The following is a 19,662-nucleotide window of genomic DNA, read 5'->3' on the forward strand; positions in this document are numbered from 1 at the left end:
GGCGGCTCCCGTCTATGCGGCCAGCAGGTGGGGACCGATCTCGCTCACGCTCTTCACCCCGGTCAGGACCATGTTCGTCCGCAGGTCCTTTTCCATGATCGCCAGCAGTCGCTCGACCCCGGCCTGGCCCTGGGTCGCCAGCGCGTAGATGAAGGCGCGGCCGATCAGGACGCCGTCCGCGCCCAGCGCCAGCATGCGGAACACGTCGGTGCCGGTGCGCACGCCGCCGTCGGCGAAGATCGTCATCTTGTCCTTCACCGCGTCGGCGATCGCCGGCAGCACGCTGGCCGACGAGGGCGCGCCATCGAGCTGGCGGCCGCCGTGGTTCGAGACCACGATGCCGTCGGCGCCGAAGGCCAGGGCGTCGCGCGCGTCTTCGACGTCCAGGATGCCCTTCAGGACCAGCTGGCCTTTCCACTCGTCGCGGATCCACTGCAGGTCCTGCCAGCTGATGCCCGGATCGAAATTGGAGCCGAGCCAGCCGATATAGTCTTCGAGCCCGGTCGCGTGGCCGCGGTAGGCCGAGATATTGCCGAGGTCGTGAGGGCGGCCGAACAGGCCCACGTCCCAGGCCCAGCGCGGGTGCAGCATCGCCTGCCACATGCGGCGGCGCGGTCCGGCGTCCCCGCTCATGCCGCTGTGGAGGTCGCGGTAGCGGTTGCCCGGCACCGGCATGTCGACGGTGAAGATCAGCGTCGTCGCGCCCAGCTCGCTGGCGCGGCGCATCACGTCGCGCATGAAACCGCGGTCCTTCAGTACGTACAGCTGGAACCAGATCGGCTTCGGCGCCTTGGCCGCCACCTCCGCCAGCGGGCACACCGACACCGTCGACTGGATGAAGGGGATGTTGAAGCGGCCGGCCGCCTGCGCCGCCTGCACTTCGCCGCGGCGCGCATACATGCCCGCCAGGCCGACCGGCGCCAGCGCGATCGGCAGCGCGTGGTCCTGGCCGAACCAGTGGGTCGTCAGGTCGAGCTGCTCGGAGCCGCGCAGCACACGCTGGCGCAGCTTCACGCGCTGCAGGTCGTCGACGTTGGCGCGCAGGGTCTGCTCGGCGCCGGCGCCGCCATCGAGGTAGTGGAACAGGAAGGGCGGCAGCTTGCGCCGCGCGGCTTCGCGGAAGTCGGTTGCGGATGAGATGATCATGGGTCGCGAAAGGCTGGTGGGTGCTTGTTCTTATCGTATTGTCCAGTGTACGACGAAATCATCCCGCATGGGCGGGCCGGGCGCTTGATTTCCCGGCTGCGATGCTATAGTGTTCGCCCCCTTTGACTGAACAGTAAAGACGTCCCGATGTTCCCCGCAGTTTCCCTCGACGTGGCGGCGGCCCTGAAAACGCTGGTGCTGACCCTCGACCTGGTCGGCACCTTCGTGTTCGCCCTGAGCGGCGCCACCGCCGGCGTCCGGCGCAGGCTGGACATCTTCGGGGTGCTGGTGCTGTCTTTCGTGGCCGCCAACTCGGGCGGCATCGTGCGCGACGTGCTGATCGGCGCCACACCGCCGGCCGCCTTCAGCGACTGGCGCTACCTGGTGGTGTCGGTGCTGGCCGGCCTGCTGATCTTCTTCTGGTATCCGAAGCTGCGTCACCTGAAAAGCCCGGTGATGGTGTTCGACGGCGCCGGCCTGGCACTGTTTTGCGTCGCCGGCGCCCAGAAGGCCCTGGTGTTCGGCCTCGAGCCGATGATGGCGGCCCTGCTCGGCATGCTGACCGGCGTCGGCGGCGGAGTCGCGCGCGACGTGCTTTTGTCGGAGGTGCCGGCCGTGCTGCGCGCCGAGGTGTACGCGGTGGCCGCCCTGGCTGGCGCCAGCGTGGTGGTGATCGGCCATGTGCTCGGGCTGCCGTCGGCGCCGATGGCCTGCGCCGGCGCCGCCCTGTGCTTCGGCCTGCGGATGGCGGCCATCCGCTACGACTGGCACTTGCCGGTGGCGCGCACGCCCGAAGATTGATTCAGCTCAGTTGCCCCGGAACATCGTTGACGCATGCTGAAGCCTTGTGTCAATACCGGGAGCGGCTGACATGAAGTTTGAAACCGTGGTTACAGTTCCATCCGCCGCCAGGCGGTCGCCGGCGAACCTTGCTTTCGCCGCCCTGCTGTTTTCCTTCCTCGGCTGGGCCATCCTCGAGCGCTGGAGCTTCGGCGCCCGCACCGGCCCCCTGCCCCACCTGATCAATACCCTGGCCTGTGCGCCGCTGCTGGCCTGCTCGCTGCGGCGCTTTCGCGCTGCCTGCCCGCCCCACATGCGGGCGCGGACGCGGCGCCGCGGTGGGATCAAAGCCGGCGGCCTGGCGCTGGCGGCCTTGTTCGGGCTCGGGGCCGTCTGCGGGACGGTGGCCGGCAGCGGTTCGATGACCCTGCTGGTCCTCCCGGCCCTGCTGTGCTGCTGCACGCCCTGGACCCGGCTGGGCGCCCACCAGCTGCACCTTTTCCTCTCCTTCCTGGCGGTGACGGCCGGCTCTACGCTGGCCCAGGCCCTGGCCGGCCAGCCGCTGCACCTGATGGCCGCCCTGCCCGCCGCATGGTGCCAGCTGGCGGCGGCAGCCCTGCTGTGCATCGGCCTGTGCGGCGACGAGCTGCTCAGGAAGAAAGGCGGACGCTGACGCGACCGGAAGGATCCACGCCGCGCTCCTTTAATAATCTGTTCATTGTTCGATCCGTAAGCTGGGCATCGATGCTATTCATGTCCAGTTACGATGGCCCAACGATTCGTTTCAACTATTCTTTGCCTGGCCCTGGCCGGCTGTGCGGACTACCGGCCGCTGCCCCTCGGACCGGTCCCGGAACTCCCCGGGAATCCGGGCCTGATCCAGGTCGACACGCACAGCCTGCCGTTTGCCGTATTGGCGGCGCACCCCTTCGACCCGCGCGACGGCCTCGATGAAATCGAGGTGGCCACGCTCGCGGTGGTCAACAATCCCGACCTGAAACTGGCGCGCGCCGATCTTGCGGTGTCGCGCGCACAGGCGTTCGCCGCCGGCCTGCTGCCCGATCCGCAGCTGGCGCTGGCCGGCGACCTGTCCAGCAGTGCCGGCGGTCCCGGCGCCACGCGCGCCTTCAGCTTCGGCCTGAGCTATGACGTCGGCGCCCTGATCAGCCATGCCGCCGGCCAGCGCGCCGCCCAGGCCGAGGTGCGGAAGACCGATCTGGCGCTGCTGTGGCAGGAATGGCAGGTCGTTTCGCAAGCGCGCCTGGCCTTCGTTCGCCTGAGCCATGGCCGGCGCCTGCTGGCCGTGCTGGAGGAGAACCGCAAGCTGTTCGCCGACCGTGCCGCCCGTACCGAACAGGCGCAGCAGCGCGGCCTGCTCACCAGCGACGCTGTACTGCCCAATCTCACCGCACTGCAGGACATCGATAAGCAGATGTTCGACCTGCAGCGCCAGCTGAACCAGACCGCGCACGAGCTGAATACCTTGCTGGGGCTGGACGCCCGCTACGAACTGCGCCTGCAGGACGGCGCGCCGGACGCCTTCGCGGACGAGGATGCGGCGCAGGCCGCACTGGCCGAGCTGCCGCAGCGCCGTCCCGACCTGCGCGCACTGGTGGCCGGCTACGCGGCCCAGGACCAGCGTTACCGCGCCGCGCTGCTGGCCCAGTTCCCTGCCCTGAACGTGGGCCTGACCCGCTCGCGCGACAACAGCAACGTCTATTCCAACAGCCTGGGCATCACACTGAGCTTGCCGCTGCTGAACCGCAACCGCGGCAACATCGCCATCGAACAGGCCACGCGCCAGAAGCTGCACGACGAGTACCAGGTACGCGTCCAGGCCGCGCGAAACGAGATCCGCGCCATCCTCGACCAGCAGCGCCTGGACCGCCGGCAGCTCGAATCCGTCGACGCCGCGCTGGCCCGGCTGGAGCCGCTTATCCGGAACAGCCAACTCGCCGGTCGCGCCGGCCTGGTCGATGCGCTCGCCTACGCGAATGCACGCGCGGCGCTGCTGGCCAAGGAGGCCGAGCGGATCGCCCTGCGGCAGCAGATCGCCGAACAGCGCGTCGCGCTGCAAACCCTGCTCGGGATCGCCCCCGATGCATCCACGTCAGGACATCAACAACAATGAAGACTTCCACTCTCGTCATCGGCACCCTGGCCGTGGCGCTGGGCGCGGGGGCCGCCTGGCACTGGCATGCCGGTGCCGCCGCGCCTGACACCGCGCCCGAAAAGGCGGCCGCCCCCAGCGTGCTGGTTCAATCGCAGGCGGTGGCCCAGAAGGCCCTGGCCAGGACCCTCGCGACCTTCGGCGAAATCGCCAGCGCCAAGCCGGAAACGCTCAGCTTTCCGCAAGCCGGCCAGCTGCTGCGCTTGCCCCTGGTGCTGGGTCAGCGCGTACGACGCGGCGATACGCTCGCCGTGATCGGCACCGATCCGAATGCCGTGGCCGCCTATACGCAGGCAAGCAATGCGGTCGGCTTCGCCCAGCGCGAACTGAAACGCCAGCAGGAACTGGCAGGCTTGCAGCTTGCGACGCAATCCCAGGTCGACGCGGCGCGCAAGCAGCTGGAGGACAGCCAGGCCGCGCTGGCGGCGCAGACAAGGCTGGGCGGCGCCCACGCGACGCTGAGCTTGACGGCGCCGTTCGACGCCGTCGTAGCCGCGCTGCCGGCAGCCCAGGGCGACCGGCTCGCCGCCGGAGCAGCGGTCGTCCAGCTTGGTCCGACGGGCCACCCGCGCGCGCTGCTGGCGATCGAACCGGCGCGCAGCGCCGCCGTGAAGCCCGGCATGGCCGTGACCATCAGGCCGCTGCTGGATGGCGCCGCCCCGATCGCGGCACGGGTCGCCATGGTCGACGGCATCGTCGATCCGAAGACCCAGATGGTGACCGCGAACGTCGAGCTGTCGGCCAGCCAGGCCGCGGGCCTGGCGGTCGGCACGCGCGTGGAGGCGGCCATCACGCTCGGCGAGGACAATGCCTGGAGCGTCCCGCGCCAGGCGGTGCTGAGCGACGACCGGGGCAGCTATCTGTTCCAGGTCGCGAACGGCCATGCGCGCCGCGTCGCGGTGACGGTGGCGGGCGAGAACGGCCCGAGCTATGGCGTCGACGGCAGGCTCGATCCACAACTGCCAGTGGTCGTGCTCGGCAACTATGAGCTGCAGGACGGCATGCCGGTACGCGAGGGCGCGCGATGACGGTGGCCGGATGGACCCAGGCGCATCGGCGCTCGATCCTATTCCTGCTCGCGATGCTGGCGCTGGCCGGCCTGGTCGCGGCGTTCCGGCTGCCGGTATCGCTGTTCCCGACCGTGGACTTCCCGCGCGTGGTGGTCTCGATCGATGCCGGCGACCAGCCGGCCGAGCAAATGGAAATGCTGGTCACCCGTCCGGTCGAGGAAGCGGTGCGCCGGGTGCCGGGGGTGCGCAACGTGCGCTCGACCACCAGCCGTGGCGCGGCCGAGGTCTCGATCAACTTCGACTGGGGCCTCGACATGGCGGCCGCGGCACTGCAGGTGAACGCCGCCATCGCCCAGGTCCAGGGCAGCTTGCCGCCGTCGGCCCAGGTGCTGGTGCGGCGCATGGACCCGACCGTGTTCCCGATCATCGCCTACAGCCTGGTCTCGCGGACGCTGTCGGCGACCGCGCTGCACGACCTGGCGCAATTCCAGCTGCGTCCCGCGCTGTCGAGCGTGGACGGCGTCGCCCGTGTGCAGGTGCAAGGCGGCGCGGTCGAGGAGTACCGGGTGACGGTCGATCCGGCTCGCCTGGCGGCGGTCGGCCTGGCGCTGGACGACGTCGCCAAGGCCGTATCGAGCGCCAACGTGATCAGCGCGGTGGGCCGCCTGGAAGACCACTACAAACTCTACCTCGCGGTGTCGGACACCCGCCTCGACTCACTGGCGCGGCTGCGCGCGCTGGTGCTGCGCAACCCCTCCGGCGCCCTGGTGCGGCTCACCGACGTCGCCAGCGTCGAGCTTGGGGCGGCCCCGAACTGGACCCGCGTCACCGCCGACGGCCGCGACGCCGTGCTGTTCTCCGTCTACCAGCAGCCCGGCAGCAACAGCGTGCAGATCGCGAAAGACATCAAGTCCCGGCTGGACGGCTTGCGCGCCCAGCTGCCGAAAGGTGTGCAGATCGCCAGCTGGTACGACCAGAGCGAGCTGGTGACGGCGTCGGCCTCCAGCGTGCGCGATGCCGTCCTGATCGGCATCGGCCTGTCGGCGGCGGTGCTGCTGCTGTTCCTGCGCAACCTGAAGGTCACGCTGATCGCGATCGTCGTCGTACCCGCCGTGCTGGCCAGCACCGTGGTGCTGCTCTACGTACTGGGCATGAGCTTCAACATCATGACCCTCGGCGGCATGGCGGCGGCCGTCGGCCTGATCATCGACGATGCGATCGTGATGATCGAGCACATCATGCGGCGCCTGCAGGGCGGCGACGGCGAGGTGCACAAGCGCGTGATGGCCGCCGCCCTCGAGTTCCTGCGCCCGCTGGCCGGCTCCAGCGCCTCGACCCTGGTGATCTTCGTGCCGCTGGCTTTCCTGAGCGGCGTGACCGGCGCCTTCTTCAAGGCCCTCTCGCTGACGATGGCGGCGGCGCTGTTCATCTCCTTCCTCATCAGCTGGCTGGCGGTGCCGCTGCTGGCCGACCACTTCCTGAACGCGCGCGACGCCGAGCACGCGCCCGATTCGCGCCTGGTGCGCTGGCTGCACGCGCGCTACCGGCGCATCTTCGGCGCACTGCTGGCGCGCCCCTGGCTGGTGCTGGTGGGCGTGGCCCCGCTGCTGCTGGCCGGCTTCTTCGCTTACCGCGCGGTCGGCTCCGGCTTCATGCCGGCGATGGACGAAGGCGGCTTCGTGCTCGACTACCGCACCGCGCCCGGCACCGCGCTCACCGAAACCGACCGCCTGCTGCGCCAGGTCGAAGGCATCGTGCGCGCCACGCCCGATGTCGCCAGCTATTCGCGCCGTACCGGCGCCGGCCTGGGCGGCAGCATCAACGAGGCCAACGAGGGCGACTTCTTCATCCGCCTCAAGCCCTCGGGACGGCGCCCGGTCGACCAGGTCATGGACGACATCCGCGGCCGCATCGAGCACCAGGTGCCGGGCATCGAGGTCGAGATGGCCCAGCTCATGGAAGACCTGATCGGCGACCTGACCGCGGTGCCGCAACCGGTCGAGATCAAGATCTTCGGCGACCGTCCTGACGCCCTCGCTGCAAGCGCGCGCGCGGTGGCGGAACGCCTCGGCAAGATCGATGGCGTGGTCGACGTCAAGAACGGCATCAACCCGGCCGGCGACGCCATGGATATCCGCGTCGATCCGGCCAGGGCCGCGCTCGAAGGCATGGATGCCGATGCGATCACCCGCTACGTCGGCAGCGTGATGAGCGGCACGGTCGCGACCCGGGTGCCGGGCGGCGTCAAGATGGTCGATGTGCGTGTCTGGGTGCCGCGGAACCTGCGCGCCACCGAGACCGACCTGCGCCAGCTGCGCGTGGTGGCGCCGGATGGGCACGTATTCCCGCTGCAGCGCGTGGCCGAGATCCATGCGCTCACCGGCCAGCCCCAGATCACGCGTGAAAACCTCAAGCGCATGGTGGCCGTCACGGCTCGCATCAGCGGGCGCGACCTCGGCTCGGTGATCGCCGACGTCCGCACGATGATGGCCCGGCCGGGTGCGCTGCCTTCCGCCAGCTATTACCAGCTGGGCGGGCTGTACGAGCAGCAGCAGATCGCCTTCCACGGCCTGATGGCGGTGTTTGCCGCCGCCAGCGCCCTGGTATTCCTGCTGCTGCTGTTCATGTACGAGAGCTTCCGCCTGGCCTTGTCGATCCTCGTTACGGCTTTGCTGGCGGTGTCGGCGGTGTTCATCGGCCTGTGGCTGACGAAGATCGAGCTGAACATCTCGGCCATGATGGGCATGACCATGATCATCGGCATGGCCACCGAGGTCGCGATCTTCTACTACTCGGAGCAGCAGGAACTCGCGCTTGACCGTCCGCGCGAACAGGCCTTGCTGGAGGCGGGGCTGAACCGCATGCGGCCGATCGCGATGACGACCCTGGCCGCCATCCTGACGCTGCTGCCGCTGGCCTTCGCGCTCGGGCGCGGCTCCGAGATGCAGCAGCCGCTGGCGATCGCCATCATTTCCGGGCTGGTCGTGCAGCTGCCGCTGGTGCTGCTGCTGATGCCGGTCCTGTTCAACGTTGTTCATCCCAAGGAGAAACCGTGAAAACCGTCCTGACCAAGCCCTTCCTCGCCGTCGCCACCTTGCTGGCCTGCCTGCCATCGGCAGCCCCGCTTGCCGCCGCCGCCGAAGCCGCCCGCTACGCCGTGCAGCAGCGCTGGGACCTCGGTCCCGCCACGCGCTGGGACTATCTCGCCCTCGATCCGCAGCGCGAACGCCTGTTCGTCACGCGCGGCGACCACGTGCAGGTGCTCGACGCCGGGACCGGCAAGCCGGTCGGCGAGATCGCAGGCACGGCCGGCGTGCACGGCGTGGCCTTCGCACAGGACCTGAAGCTCGGCTTCACCAGCAACGGCCGCGCCAACAGCGTCACGGTGTTCGACCTCGACACCCTGCAGGTCAAGCGCGAGCTCCCGGTGAAGGGCGCGAACCCGGACGCCATCCTCTACGATCCCGCCACCCGCAAGCTGTACACCTTCAACGGCAAGAGCCAGGACGTGAGCGTGTTCGACGCCGCCAGCGGCAAGCCGCTTGCCACTATCGCGGTCGGCGGCAAGCCGGAGTTCGCCGCCACCGACGGCAAGCGCGTCTACGTCAACATCGAGGACAGGAACGAGATCGTTGCGATCGACGCCGGGACCGATCGCGTACTGGCGCACTGGCCGCTGGCCGGCTGCGAGGAACCGAGCGGGCTGGCGCTGGATACCACCCATGCCCGCCTGTTCTCGGTGTGCGGCAACCGCACGATGATGGTCACCGACAGCGCCAGCGGCAAGGTGGTGGCGCGCGTCGCGATCGGCGACCATCCGGACGCCGCCTACTACGATGCCGGCAGCGCCACCGTGTTTTCCTCGAACGGCGCGGGCACGCTGAGCGTGGTGCGCCAGCTGGACGCCGACCATTATGCGCCGGCGGTCGAGGTGCCGACCCTGAAGGGCGCCCGCACGATGGCCTTCGATCCGGCAAGCCGCAAGGTATTCCTGCCGACCGCGGTCGACAAGACCTTCACGATGGTCGTGGTCGGCCCGTGAGGGCGCGGTTTGCGGTAAGCTGGCGGCGCGATTTTCAACGTGTCTAAGTAAAGGGGTTTCCATGCGCCTGCTGCTGATCGAGGACGACCCGATGATCGGCGACAGCATCGCCGAAGGCCTGCGCGGCGAACGCTATGCGCTCGACTGGGTACAGGACAGCCAGGCCGCGCTGCTGGCGCTGGTGACGGACGTCTACGACCTGCTGCTGCTCGATCTCGGCCTCCCGGGCCGCGACGGTCTCGAGGTGCTGCGCCAGTACCGCAGCCGTGGCGGCCAGGCGCCGGTACTGATCATCACCGCGCGCGACAGCACCGCCGACCGCGTACAGGGGCTGGATGGCGGCGCCGACGACTACCTGGTCAAGCCCTTCGACCTGGAAGAGCTGTTCGCGAGAGTGCGCGCCCTGCTCCGGCGCGGCGCCGGCCGCACCCAGCCCGACATCGTGCATCGCGGCGTGATCCTGCGCATGACCGCCCACGAAGCCCTGCTCGACGGACAGCCGCTGCCGCTGTCGGCACGCGAATTCGCCCTCCTCGCGGCGCTGCTCGACCCGCCCGGGCGCGTGATGTCGAAGGCACTGCTCGAACAGAAGCTCTACGGCTGGAACGAGGAAGTCGAAAGCAATACCGTGGACGTCTACGTGCACCGCCTGCGCAAGAAACTCGGCGCGGACTTCATCAAGAATGTGCGCGGCGTCGGCTATCTGGCGCCGCTGGCCTCATGATCACCCGATGAGGACCGCATGAGGACAATCCGCAGCCAACTGCTGCTCGGCCTGGTGGGCGGGACCCTGGCCTGCACCGTCCTTGCGGGCGGCGCCATCTACTTCAAGGTCCTGGAGGAATCCAACGAGCTGTTCGACTACCAGCTGCGCCAGATGGCGACGACCTTGCCGACCACCCAGGCGGCGTCGCCGGCGCGGCGCCAGCACGGCGACCCCGAGGAAGAAGTGGTCATCCAGGTCTGGGACCGCAACGGCCGGCTCAAATACATCTCCACCGCCGAGCATGGCCTGCCGGCGGCGGCGCGGCCCGGCTATTCGACGCTGGCCGGCGGCGACGACAGATGGCGGGTGTATCTTGCCGAGCGGGAAGGCGACCGGGTACAGGTGGCGCAATCCGTGTCCGCGCGTGAGGAACTGGCGGCGCGCCTTGCCTTGCGCTCGCTGCTCCCCTTCCTCGCCATGCTGCCGATCCTGGGGGTGCTGATCTATGCCGTCGTCGGGCGCAGCCTGAAGCCCTTGAACCGGCTCGCGCAGGCGCTGGGCCGCCGTTCGCCGAGCGACCTCCAGCCGCTTGCGGAGCGCGACCAGCCGCCCGAACTGAAGCCCGTCGTGGCGGCGATGGACGACCTCCTGCTGCGCCTCGACCATGCATTGCACAGCCAGCGCGCCTTCGTGGCGGACGCGGCGCATGAACTGCGTTCGCCGCTGACCGCCCTGCAGCTGCAGTTGCAGCTGGCGGAGCGCGCCACCGACGGCGCGCAGCGCGCAGTCGCCTTCACCAAGCTGCACCAGCGCCTCGATCGTGCAATCCGCCTGGTCCAGCAGCTGCTCACCGCCGCCAGGCAGGAAGGCGGCACGGCCGACGCGGCCCCGGCGCCGGTCGATCTGCTCGAGCTGGCGCGCGCCTGCATCGGCGAGCGCTACGACCAGGCCAGCGCCAGGCGCATCGACCTGGGCATCGTCGAGAGCGAAACGGACCCCGGCGGACCTTCCCTGTCCGGTAACGCCGACAGCCTGCATATCCTGATCGGCAACCTGCTCGACAATGCCTTGCGCTATACACCCTCCGGTGGCCGGGTCGACGTCACCGTCGCCCATACCGGCCAGGAGGTCTTGCTGCAGGTTGCCGACGACGGGATCGGCATCCCGCCGGCGGAGCGTGAAAGGGTATTCGACCGTTTCTACCGGGGCGCGGGCCATGCCGAATGGGGGAGCGGGCTGGGTTTGTCGATCGTGCGCAGCGTGGCCAACGCGCATGGTGCCACGGTCACGCTCGGCGATGGGCCGACCGGACGGGGGTTGCTGGTGACCGTGCGGTTCAGGATCTCAGGCACCCTCGTTCGCTGAGTGCAGGTCGGCATACTGGGCGCCGAACACGGCGCCCGCATCCAGCTCCAGCATCTCGCGCACCAGTTGGGCGAGCGAGCCCGCCCCCATCTTCTCCATCGCCCGCGCCCGGTGCACCTTGATCGTCTTTTCCGCGATGCCGAGGTCCGACGCGATCTGCTTGTTCAGGCGCCCGGCCACCACCTGCCGCAGCACCTGGCACTCGCGCCGCGTCAGCGAGTCGAGCCGGGCGCGGATGCGCGCCAGTTCGTACCGCACCGCGCGCTCGCGTGCGTCCCTTTCCAGTGCGCGCCGGACCGCGCCGAGCAGCTCCCCGGCTTCGCAGGGCTTGGTCAGGAAATCGACGGCGCCGGCCTTCATCGCGCGCACGCCCTGGCCGACGTCGCCGTCGCCGCTGACGAAGACCACCGCGCGCTCCAGCGCCAGGCCGTCCAGCCCGGGCATGCCGATGTCCACGACCGCGCAGCCGGCCGCCTGCGGATCGTGGGCGCTCAGGAAGGCGGCGGACGTTGCGAACTCGCGCGCAGCAAGACCTTCGGCCCGCAGCAGGCTCGACATGCCTTGCAGGGCACCGCGGTCCCGGTCGACCAGATAGATGAGCGGTACGGACCCGTCCATATTTTCTCCCATAGCGCTGTACTCATGATAGCCACAGATGGCCGAAAGTCCAATTGCGCGGCGGTGCGAGATGCCCTCAGACTGTCGCCACTTCCGGGCAAGCATTGCGAGGTCATCATGTTCAAGATGCGCGATCCCGACATGAGCTGGTTCCGCGACCACGTGGGCGAGGCCAAGGCGGTCATGATCGGTCCGCGGATACTGCAGGCCGGCGCCCAGGAATCCGAAATGGTGGCGCTGATCATGACGGACAAGGCGCTGAACTCCCTGCTCTCGACCTCGTTCAAGATCGGCGGCGACGTCAGCGTCGCGGCCGGGCCGATCGGGGTCGGCACCGCCGACTACGGCCGGGCCGCGACGCCGGTCGACATCCTCGTCACGCACAGCGTCAGCAATCCCTACGGCGCTTCGCTGGTGCGGATGGTTTCGCACGCGGTCGCAGAGGGGCGCTGACTCAGACGACCGCATGCCGCAGCAGGATGCCGATACGTTCGAGCTTTCCGATCCGCACCGGCTCGCGCGGACTGTCCCAGCCGCGCGCCAGCAGCCGCGCCAGCAGCGCCTGGTAGATGGCGCCCATCAGGCGCGGCGCCCGCGAACAGGCACCAGGGTGGCGGCGCAGCACCTGCCGGGCGGCGCCGTAATGTCCGCAGGCCTGGGCCGCCAGCCCGGTGCAGGCCGCCGACAATCCCGGATGGGCCGCGATCGCACCGGCCCCCCAGGCGCAGGTGATGTCGCCGATGCCGGCGTCTTCCAGCAGCTCGCGCGGCAGGTAGGCGCGGCCGATGGCGGCATCCTCGTCGATGTCGCGCAGGATGTTGGTCAGCTGCAGTGCGCGGCCGAGGTGGTGGGCCAGCAGGATGCCGTCGCCGGGCGGCAGGCCGAACACCCGCACCGACAGCCGCCCGACGGCGCTGGCGACGCGATCGCAATACAGGTCGAGGATGGCGGCCGGCGGCGCGCAGATCGGGCTTGGCTGGGCATCCATCAGCATGCCGTCGATGATGGCGTGGAAGTCCTCGCGCGCCAGCCCGTAACGCCGGAGGTGGCGCGTCAGCGACGCCAGCGGCGCCGGCCCGGTGCCCAGGAAGCAGGCGTCGACATCCTCGCGCCAGCGCTCCAGCGCCACGCATTTCTCCCTCGGCGCGCCATCGCCGTCGGCGACGTCGTCCACGGCGCGGCAAAAGCCGTAGATGTCCTGCATGGCGGCGCGCTGCGCGGCGGGCAGGATCCGCATCGCCATCGAGAAGGAGCTGGCGGCCGGCTGCACCGGCAGGCTGGCAGTGGCATCGGGGAGCATCGCGGTTTGCCTCAGTCAGCGTTCACCACAAGCCGCGATTCCGTGATGCCGAACCGCTGCCGGATCGCTGCGGCGATGCCGCCGGCGTCCAGTCCCACGGCAGCCAGCAGCTGGGCCGGGTCGCCATGCTCGATGAAGGCGTCGGGCAGGCCGAGGATCAGCAGGGGCTTGGCGATGCCGGCCGCTGCCAGAGTTTCCGCCACCGCCGATCCGGCCCCGCCCATGGCCGCGCCCTCTTCCACCGTCACCAGCTGTTCGTGCTCGCGCGCCAGGCGCAGCAGCAGGTCGACGTCGAGCGGCTTCACGAAGCGCATGTTCGCCACCGTCGCACCGAGCTCGGTGCCGGCAGCCAGGCTGGGCGCCAGCATCGAGCCGAAAGCCAGGATGGCGGTATCGCGTCCGCGCCGCCGGAGTTCGGCCTGGCCGATCGGGATCTCCTCCAGTTCCGCCCCCGCCCCGACACCGGTGCCGCTGCCGCGCGGATAACGCACCGCGGCCGGTCCGGGATGCCGATAGGCGGTGGTCAGCATGCGCCGACATTCGCCTTCGTCCGAGGCGGCCATCAGCACCATGTTCGGGATGCAGCGCAGGAAGGCCATGTCGTAGTTGCCGGCATGGGTGGCGCCGTCCGCACCGACCAGGCCGGCGCGGTCGATGGCGAAGGTCACGTCCAGGTTCTGCAGCGCGACGTCGTGGATCAACTGGTCGTAGGCACGCTGGAGAAACGTGGAGTAGATCGCGACCACCGGCTTCATCCCCTCGGTGGCGAGGCCGGCGGCAAAGGTCACGGCATGCTGTTCGGCGATGCCGACGTCGACATAGCGCTCCGGAAACAACTGCTCGAAGCGCACCATGCCGGAACCCTCGCGCATCGCCGGCGTGATGCCGACCAGGCGTGGATCCAGCGCCGCCATATCGCACAGCCAGTCGCCGAAGACCTCGGTATAGGTCGGTTTGGCGCGCACCGGCGCGGGCAGCCCCAGTCCCGGATCGAACTTGCCGGTGCCGTGGTAGAGGGTGGGCGCGTCCGCGGCCGGTGCATAGCCCTTGCCCTTGCGGGTCAGCACGTGCAGGAATTGCGGTCCCTTGCGCCGCCCGGCGGCCTCGAGGGCGGGGATCAGGGCATCGAGATCGTGGCCGTCCACCGGCCCGGCGTACCCGAACCCGAAATCCTCGAACAGGGCCGGCCGCGACCGTGCCGGATCCAGGGCGCGGCTCAAGCCGCCTACCGAGGGCGAAATCGACATGCCGTTGTCGTTCAGGATCACCAGCAGGCGCAGGTCGGGGTCGTGGCCGGCGTTGTTCAGGGCTTCATAGGCCATGCCCGCGCTCATGGCGCCGTCGCCGCAGACGGCCACCGTGAGCCAATCCTCACCGGCCAGCTTCGCGGCCTCGGCCATGCCGAGGGCGGCCGAGATCGCCGTCGACGAATGGGCGGTGCCGAAGGTGTCGTAGATGCTTTCGCAGCGCCGGGGAAAGCTGGAGATGCCGCCGAACTGGCGCAGCGTGTGCATACGGCCGCGGCGGCCGGTCAGCACCTTGTGGCCGTAGGACTGGTGGCCGACGTCCCACACCAGGCGGTCGCGCGGGGTGTCGAACACGTAGTGCAGCGCGATCGTCAGTTCGACCGAGCCCAGGTTGGACGACAGGTGGCCGCCGGTGCGCGACACCGATTCGAGCAGGAACTGGCGCAATTGGCGGGCCAGGGGCGCGAGCCGGGACCGCGGCAGCCTGCGCAGCTCGGCCGGATCATTGATGGCATCAAGCAAGTTCATGCGTCATCCTCCATGTCGGCGGACCGGCAGGCAGATAATTCTAGAACATCCAGCACTTCCGTTCAGGAGCACGCGGCAAGCGTGCGCTGGCCCCGGTTGGAGAAATGGTTCAGGCGAAAGTGTAGAATCCGCTTTTTGCCCAGCCCGCGCCCATGACCACACGACCGCCGCTCCACGCCACGCATCCACATCCCACCCCTGACCTGGTCCTCGGACTCGAAGACAAGCCACGCGCCATGGTCGGCATCCTCGCCGCCCTCCAGCACCTGCTGGCGATCATCGTCCCCATCGTCACCCCCGGCCTCCTGATCTGCCAGTCTCTGGGCGTGTCGGCGCGCGACACCAACCTGATCGTCTCGATGTCGCTGGTGGTGTCCGGCATCGCCACCTTCGTCCAGTGCCGCCGCTTCGGCCCCTTCGGCGCCGGACTCCTGATCGTGCAGGGCACCAGCTTCAACTTCGTCGGCCCGCTGATCGCCGGAGGCACCCTGATGGTCAAGCAAGGCACGCCGGTCGAAGCCGTGATGGCGGCGATCTTCGGCGTGGTGGTGGCCGGCTCCTTCATCGAAATGGGCGTGTCGCGCATCCTGCCCTTCATCCGCCGCATGATCACGCCGCTGGTCACCGGCATCGTGGTGCTGATGATCGGCCTCACCCTGATCAAGGTCGGCCTGATCAGCATGGGCGGCGGCTTCGCGGCGATGTCGAACGGAACCTTCGCCAACGGCGAGAACCTGCTGCTGTCCGGCGTGGTCCTGGCCATCATCGTGGTCCTCAACCGTATTCCGGTGGTGTGGATGCGCAGCGGCGCCATCATCATCGCGCTGGCGGTCGGCTATCTTCTGGCCGGCTCGCTGGGACGCCTGGACTTCACCGGCATGCACCAGGCGGCCTGGTTCCAGGTGCCGCGGCCCCTGCACTTCGGCCTGAGCTTCTCGTGGTCGCTGTTCATCCCGATGATCGTGATCTACCTGGTCACCTCGCTCGAAGCGATCGGCGACGTCACCGCAACCAGCAAGGTCTCGCGCGAACCGGTCGAAGGCGAGACCTGGATGCGCCGCATAAAGGGCGGCGTGCTGGTGAACGGCGCCAACTCCCTGCTGGCGGGCCTGTTGAACACCTTCCCCAGCTCGATCTTCGCCCAGAACAATGGCGTGATCCAGCTGACCGGCATCGCCAGCCGCCACGTCGGCATGTGGATCGCCCTGTTCCTCGTCGTGCTCGGCTTGTTCCCCAGCGTCGCCGGCGTGATCCAGGCGGTGCCGGAACCGGTGCTGGGCGGCGCGGCGATGGTGATGTTCGGCGCGGTGGCCGCGGCCGGCATCAACATCCTGGCCAGCGTGCACCTGGACCGCCGCGCCCTGCTGATCATCGCCGTGTCGCTGGCGCTGGGCCTGGGCGTGTCCCAGGTGCCGGAATTCCTCGCCCACATGCCCTCGGCCCTGCGCCACGTGCTGGAGTCGGGCGTCGCGACCGGCGGCATCTGCGCGGTGCTGATGAACTGGTTCCTGCCGGCCAGTCACGTCGAACTCGACGGCCTCACCAGCTGACGGCGCCCATGCGGCGCCCCGGTATCCAGGTGTAGTACAGGCCAACCGAGTCGTAGCGCTGCTGCCGCTCCGCCACGTTCGGGAAGGAGAACTTGCGGCGCGAGGTCAGGTACTTGAGCGTGAGCGCATGCGGTCCCGAGATCCGGTAGGTCAGCGCAGCGTCGCCGCGCAGCACGCGGTCGCTGCCGCCGGTATCCGGGCTGGTGATCTTGCCGTCGACGAAGGCGCTCGAATTCAGGTCCAGCGAGAAGCGCTCGCCGCCGATCAGGCGCAGGCCCAGATTGGTCTGGGGCGCGACGCCGTAGTGGTACTGGCCGCTCGAGCTGGCGCGGATGGTGCCGGTGGCGGTGTAGCCGACGCCGGCCGAGAAGTGGCCCTGCAGCGCCAGGCGGTCGGTCAGCCACAGCTGGGCATTGCTGCCCAGCGTGACCCCGGTGCTGGCGATCCGGAACAGCTGCGGCGACAGGTAATCGTAACTGCCGTAGATGCCGGCGACGCCGCGCAGGATCGAGCCGGACGCATACGGCGCGCCGAACAGCAGGCCGCGCGAGCTCAGGCTTTCGACGCCGTTCACGTTCGAGACGCGGGCCCGGAACAGGAAGTAGTCGAAGGGCTTGTGCCAGGTGTAGCCGTCCTTGCCGGGCAGGCCGTATTCGAGCGCGAAGTCGGCCGCCACCTCCCGGCGCTTGGTCGCCAGCGAGGGGCCGACGTTGCTGCTGGTCGGACTGCTGGCGCCCAGCTGCAGGCGGCCGTAGGTGGCCGGGACGGCGCCGGCCCACAACGCCGCGGCGCGCCGTGCGCGGCCGCTCTGGCGGTTGTAGCCCAGCGCCGGCGACACCACGGCGGCGCCGGTCTCGCGCAGCAGCGGCGCCGCACCGTCGCCGCGGTCCAGCACCAGGTTCGCCATCCGGTACAGGGCTTCGCCCAGGAAGCTGCCGCCGAAACTGGTGGTGATCTGGTCGTTGCGGGACGGCTGCGTGGTCTCGCCGGCGATTTCCCACACGGCGCTGCCGCCGAAGGCGTAGCCGAGCGATTCCCAGAAGGTCAGACCGTTGCTGCGCGCGATGTTGAAGTAGACCGAACCCTGGTAAGGGTGGCCCAACTGGTTGATCTCGAAGGGATCGCGGTCCTCGACCCAGCTGCCGTGCAGGTTGCGGCGGATCGAGCCGACGCTGACGCCGTAATCGTCCGGCTTCACGAAGGCATGGTCGATCCGGTTCAGGGCGACCTGGAAGGCGAGGATTTCCAGCGCCGCCGCGCCATAGCTCTTGTAGGGGCGCGGGTCGACCTCCGGCGGATGCTGGATGGTGGCCGGCTTCGGCACCGCGAGCGGATCGGCGGACGGATCGGCCGGCGCGACCAGCTGGGCCCGGGCGCTGCCGGTGGCCAGTGCCAGCAGCAGCAGTGCCTGGGCACGGCCGCGCGGCCGGCAGGATGTGGCGGATGCGTTCATTTCCCTCCAAATACGGTACGATGCAATATATTGATATAAATATAACGTTTTCAGACGGATCGTGTCGCACGCGCCGTCCGTGATACAACGACCGGGCCGGAACTGGCCGGGTGATCGATGGGAGACAACATGCTGAAGCTGGGGAATATGGATGGCGAGCGGGTCGAGCGCCTCGGGACGCTGACCGCTCACGTGGTCGAACGGGCGCTGGCGTCGGGACTGAACTGGGACGAAGCCGTCCTCGCCTTCGGGATCGCGGCCAAGGCCGGACGCCGCCTGAAATCGGGCATGGAACAGAGCGCCGACGTGCTGCGGGCCTGGCTGCGTTGAGCGCGCCTTCCCCTCTGCTGTGCGTGCGCGGCCTGCGCTCGCACTTCGGCGGCCCCTTCGATTTCGAGGTCCAGGCCGGCGAATGCGTGGCCATCCAGGGACCGTCCGGGGCCGGCAAGAGCGTCCTGCTGCGCATGCTGGCCGACCTCGATCCGCACGAGGGCGAGGCCGTGCTCGACGGCCGCGCCGGCAGCTCGATGCCGGCGCCCGCATGGCGCTCCCAGGTGGTCTACCAGGCCGCCGAGCCGGCGTGGTGGGAAGCCAGCGCCGGCGAGCATTTCGCGCCTGCGCAGCGCGGCTTCGTGGAGGAAGCGATGGCCGCGCTGGGCCTCGCGACAAGCCTGCTCGACACCGAGATCGAGCGCCTGTCCACCGGCGAGCGCCAGCGCCTGGCGCTGGTGCGCTCGCTGGCCACGCAGCCGCGCGTGCTGCTGCTGGACGAGCCGACCGCGGCCCTCGATCCGGACTCGGTGGCGCGCGCCGAAAGCCTGCTGGCCGCGCGCCTGAAAGACGGCATGGCGATCCTGATCGTCACCCACTCGGCCGAACAGGCGCGCCGCATGGCGCACCGCATCTTCCGCCTCGAACAGGGAAAGCTGAGGACCCCATGAATGCCATCCACCTGGGCGCCTGGGACCTGCTGGCGGCCGCCCTCCTGATCCTGCTCGACGCCGTCCTGTCGCTGGCGCTGCGCCTGGGCGTACACCGCCAGATCCTGGTCGCGGCGGTGCGGATGGTGGTGCAACTGGCCATCGTCGGCCTGGTGCTGCGCAGCGTGTTCGCCAGCGCCTCGCCGGCCGCGACCGCCGCCGTGATCCTGTTCATGATCGGCGCCGCCGCGCGCGAAGTGGCGACCCGCCCGAAGCAGCGCCTGAAGCGCCACATGAATTACCAGATCAGCGCGGTGGTGGTCGCCTGCGCCGGCTTCGCGACAGTGCTGCTGGCCCTGACCACGGCAGTGCGGCCCGACCCCTGGTATGCGCCGCGCTATGCGATTCCGCTGATGGGCATCGTGCTGGGCAGCGTGCTGAATGCGGCCTCGCTGGCCCTGGACGGCATCCTCGACGGCGTGGTGCGCGAACGCGGCCGCATCGAGGCGCGGCTGGCGCTGGGCACGCCCTTCCGCGAAGCGATCGGGCCGCTGGTCCGCAACGCCACGCGGCGCGGCATGATCCCGGTGGCGAACCAGATGTCGGCGGCCGGCATCATCACCCTGCCCGGCATCATGACCGGCCAGCTGCTGGCGGGGATGGATCCGATGGAAGCGGTCAAGTACCAGATCCTGCTGATGTTCCTGCTGGCCGGCGCCAGCGGCCTGGCCTCGGTCGGCGCGGCGCTGCTGGCGGTGCGGGCCTTGAGCGACGAGCGCCAGCGCTTGCGGCTGGACCGGCTGCGCGGCTGACCCGGCGCCCGCGCC

18 protein-coding genes are annotated in these 19,662 nt (G+C 69.5%); 13 read left to right on the forward strand and 5 right to left on the reverse strand.

All coding sequences use genetic code 11. The features are described from left to right. Window positions 1-12 precede the first annotated feature (12 nt). The gene (lldD, locus tag AB4Z32_RS18280) at window positions 13-1,146 is read right to left on the reverse strand and encodes an FMN-dependent L-lactate dehydrogenase LldD (protein WP_442123287.1); all 1,134 of its coding nucleotides are present in this window, start codon (window positions 1,144-1,146) and stop codon (window positions 13-15) included. Window positions 1,147-1,293: 147 nt separating this feature from the next. On the opposite strand from lldD, the gene AB4Z32_RS18285 reads away from it, so the two are divergent. The 8 genes from AB4Z32_RS18285 to AB4Z32_RS18320 all read left to right on the forward strand — a co-directional run bounded on the left by AB4Z32_RS18285 (window position 1,294) and on the right by AB4Z32_RS18320 (window position 11,219). Then, window positions 1,294-1,947, forward strand: coding sequence for a trimeric intracellular cation channel family protein (locus tag AB4Z32_RS18285; RefSeq protein WP_442123288.1), 654 nt, complete (start codon window positions 1,294-1,296; stop codon window positions 1,945-1,947). A 70-nt stretch (window positions 1,948-2,017) separates the two neighbouring features. Beyond that, on the forward strand, window positions 2,018-2,599 hold the full coding sequence (locus AB4Z32_RS18290) for a hypothetical protein (protein WP_442123289.1): 582 nt from the start codon (window positions 2,018-2,020) through the stop codon (window positions 2,597-2,599). A 93-nt stretch (window positions 2,600-2,692) separates the two neighbouring features. Then, the gene (locus tag AB4Z32_RS18295; RefSeq protein ID WP_442123290.1) at window positions 2,693-4,057 is read left to right on the forward strand and encodes a TolC family protein; all 1,365 of its coding nucleotides are present in this window, start codon (window positions 2,693-2,695) and stop codon (window positions 4,055-4,057) included. Further along, a complete protein-coding gene (locus AB4Z32_RS18300; protein WP_442123291.1) occupies window positions 4,054-5,124 on the forward strand; it encodes an efflux RND transporter periplasmic adaptor subunit in 1,071 nt (356 codons plus the stop codon). The genes AB4Z32_RS18295 and AB4Z32_RS18300 overlap by 4 nt, the downstream gene beginning before the upstream one ends. Beyond that, complete coding sequence (locus tag AB4Z32_RS18305) at window positions 5,121-8,162, forward strand: efflux RND transporter permease subunit (RefSeq protein ID WP_442123292.1); 3,042 nt, start codon at window positions 5,121-5,123, stop codon at window positions 8,160-8,162. Before AB4Z32_RS18300 ends, AB4Z32_RS18305 begins: the two co-directional genes overlap by 4 nt. Further along, window positions 8,159-9,148, forward strand: a complete 990-nt coding sequence (locus AB4Z32_RS18310) for a YncE family protein (protein WP_442123293.1) — start codon at window positions 8,159-8,161, stop codon at window positions 9,146-9,148. The genes AB4Z32_RS18305 and AB4Z32_RS18310 overlap by 4 nt, the downstream gene beginning before the upstream one ends. A 61-nt stretch (window positions 9,149-9,209) precedes the next feature. Continuing rightward, a complete protein-coding gene (locus tag AB4Z32_RS18315) occupies window positions 9,210-9,872 on the forward strand; it encodes a response regulator (protein WP_442123294.1) in 663 nt (220 codons plus the stop codon). Between the two features lie 18 nt (window positions 9,873-9,890). Next, entirely contained in the window at window positions 9,891-11,219 is a 1,329-nt protein-coding gene (locus AB4Z32_RS18320; protein WP_442123295.1) for an ATP-binding protein, read from the forward strand. On the opposite strand, the gene AB4Z32_RS18325 is transcribed toward AB4Z32_RS18320, so the two are convergent. Continuing rightward, the gene (locus AB4Z32_RS18325) at window positions 11,199-11,837 is read right to left on the reverse strand and encodes a response regulator transcription factor (RefSeq protein WP_442123296.1); all 639 of its coding nucleotides are present in this window, start codon (window positions 11,835-11,837) and stop codon (window positions 11,199-11,201) included. The two genes, AB4Z32_RS18320 and AB4Z32_RS18325, sit on opposite strands and share 21 nt — an antisense overlap. Window positions 11,838-11,954: 117 nt before the next feature. Here AB4Z32_RS18325 and AB4Z32_RS18330 point away from each other — a divergent pair, with 117 nt between their 5' ends. Further along, window positions 11,955-12,290 carry a YSC84-related protein gene (locus tag AB4Z32_RS18330; RefSeq protein WP_442123297.1) on the forward strand — a complete coding sequence of 112 codons (336 nt, stop codon included), beginning with the start codon at window positions 11,955-11,957 and terminating at the stop codon, window positions 12,288-12,290. Window position 12,291: 1 nt separating this feature from the next. Here AB4Z32_RS18330 and hpnD read toward each other — a convergent pair whose 3' ends face one another. Continuing rightward, window positions 12,292-13,137 (reverse strand): presqualene diphosphate synthase HpnD, encoded by an 846-nt coding sequence (gene hpnD / locus AB4Z32_RS18335; RefSeq protein WP_442123298.1) that lies wholly within the window; start codon window positions 13,135-13,137, stop codon window positions 12,292-12,294. An 11-nt stretch (window positions 13,138-13,148) separates the two neighbouring features. Then, entirely contained in the window at window positions 13,149-14,912 is a 1,764-nt protein-coding gene (gene dxs / locus AB4Z32_RS18340; RefSeq protein ID WP_442123299.1) for a 1-deoxy-D-xylulose-5-phosphate synthase, read from the reverse strand. A gap of 152 nt (window positions 14,913-15,064) precedes the next feature. Here dxs and AB4Z32_RS18345 point away from each other — a divergent pair, with 152 nt between their 5' ends. Beyond that, entirely contained in the window at window positions 15,065-16,462 is a 1,398-nt protein-coding gene (locus tag AB4Z32_RS18345) for a nucleobase:cation symporter-2 family protein (protein ID WP_442123300.1), read from the forward strand. Here AB4Z32_RS18345 and AB4Z32_RS18350 read toward each other — a convergent pair. Beyond that, window positions 16,452-17,915, reverse strand: a complete 1,464-nt coding sequence (locus AB4Z32_RS18350; RefSeq protein WP_442123301.1) for a DUF3943 domain-containing protein — start codon at window positions 17,913-17,915, stop codon at window positions 16,452-16,454. The two genes, AB4Z32_RS18345 and AB4Z32_RS18350, sit on opposite strands and share 11 nt — an antisense overlap. Before the next feature lie 129 nt (window positions 17,916-18,044). On the opposite strand from AB4Z32_RS18350, the gene AB4Z32_RS18355 reads away from it, so the two are divergent. From AB4Z32_RS18355 to AB4Z32_RS18365, 3 genes are read left to right on the forward strand one after another with little or no spacing between them, the layout of a single operon-like run. Continuing rightward, window positions 18,045-18,245 carry a hypothetical protein gene (locus tag AB4Z32_RS18355; RefSeq protein WP_442123302.1) on the forward strand — a complete coding sequence of 67 codons (201 nt, stop codon included), beginning with the start codon at window positions 18,045-18,047 and terminating at the stop codon, window positions 18,243-18,245. Then, the gene (locus tag AB4Z32_RS18360) at window positions 18,242-18,856 is read left to right on the forward strand and encodes an ABC transporter ATP-binding protein (RefSeq protein WP_442123303.1); all 615 of its coding nucleotides are present in this window, start codon (window positions 18,242-18,244) and stop codon (window positions 18,854-18,856) included. The genes AB4Z32_RS18355 and AB4Z32_RS18360 overlap by 4 nt, the downstream gene beginning before the upstream one ends. Then, window positions 18,853-19,647 (forward strand): ABC transporter permease, encoded by a 795-nt coding sequence (locus tag AB4Z32_RS18365; RefSeq protein ID WP_442123304.1) that lies wholly within the window; start codon window positions 18,853-18,855, stop codon window positions 19,645-19,647. The genes AB4Z32_RS18360 and AB4Z32_RS18365 overlap by 4 nt, the downstream gene beginning before the upstream one ends. Window positions 19,648-19,662: the final 15 nt, after the last annotated feature.

Origin of the sequence: Massilia sp. 2TAF26 (assembly GCF_052115005.1) — a bacterium.
In the GTDB taxonomy this organism is placed as follows: Bacteria; Pseudomonadota; Gammaproteobacteria; order Burkholderiales; family Burkholderiaceae_D; genus Telluria.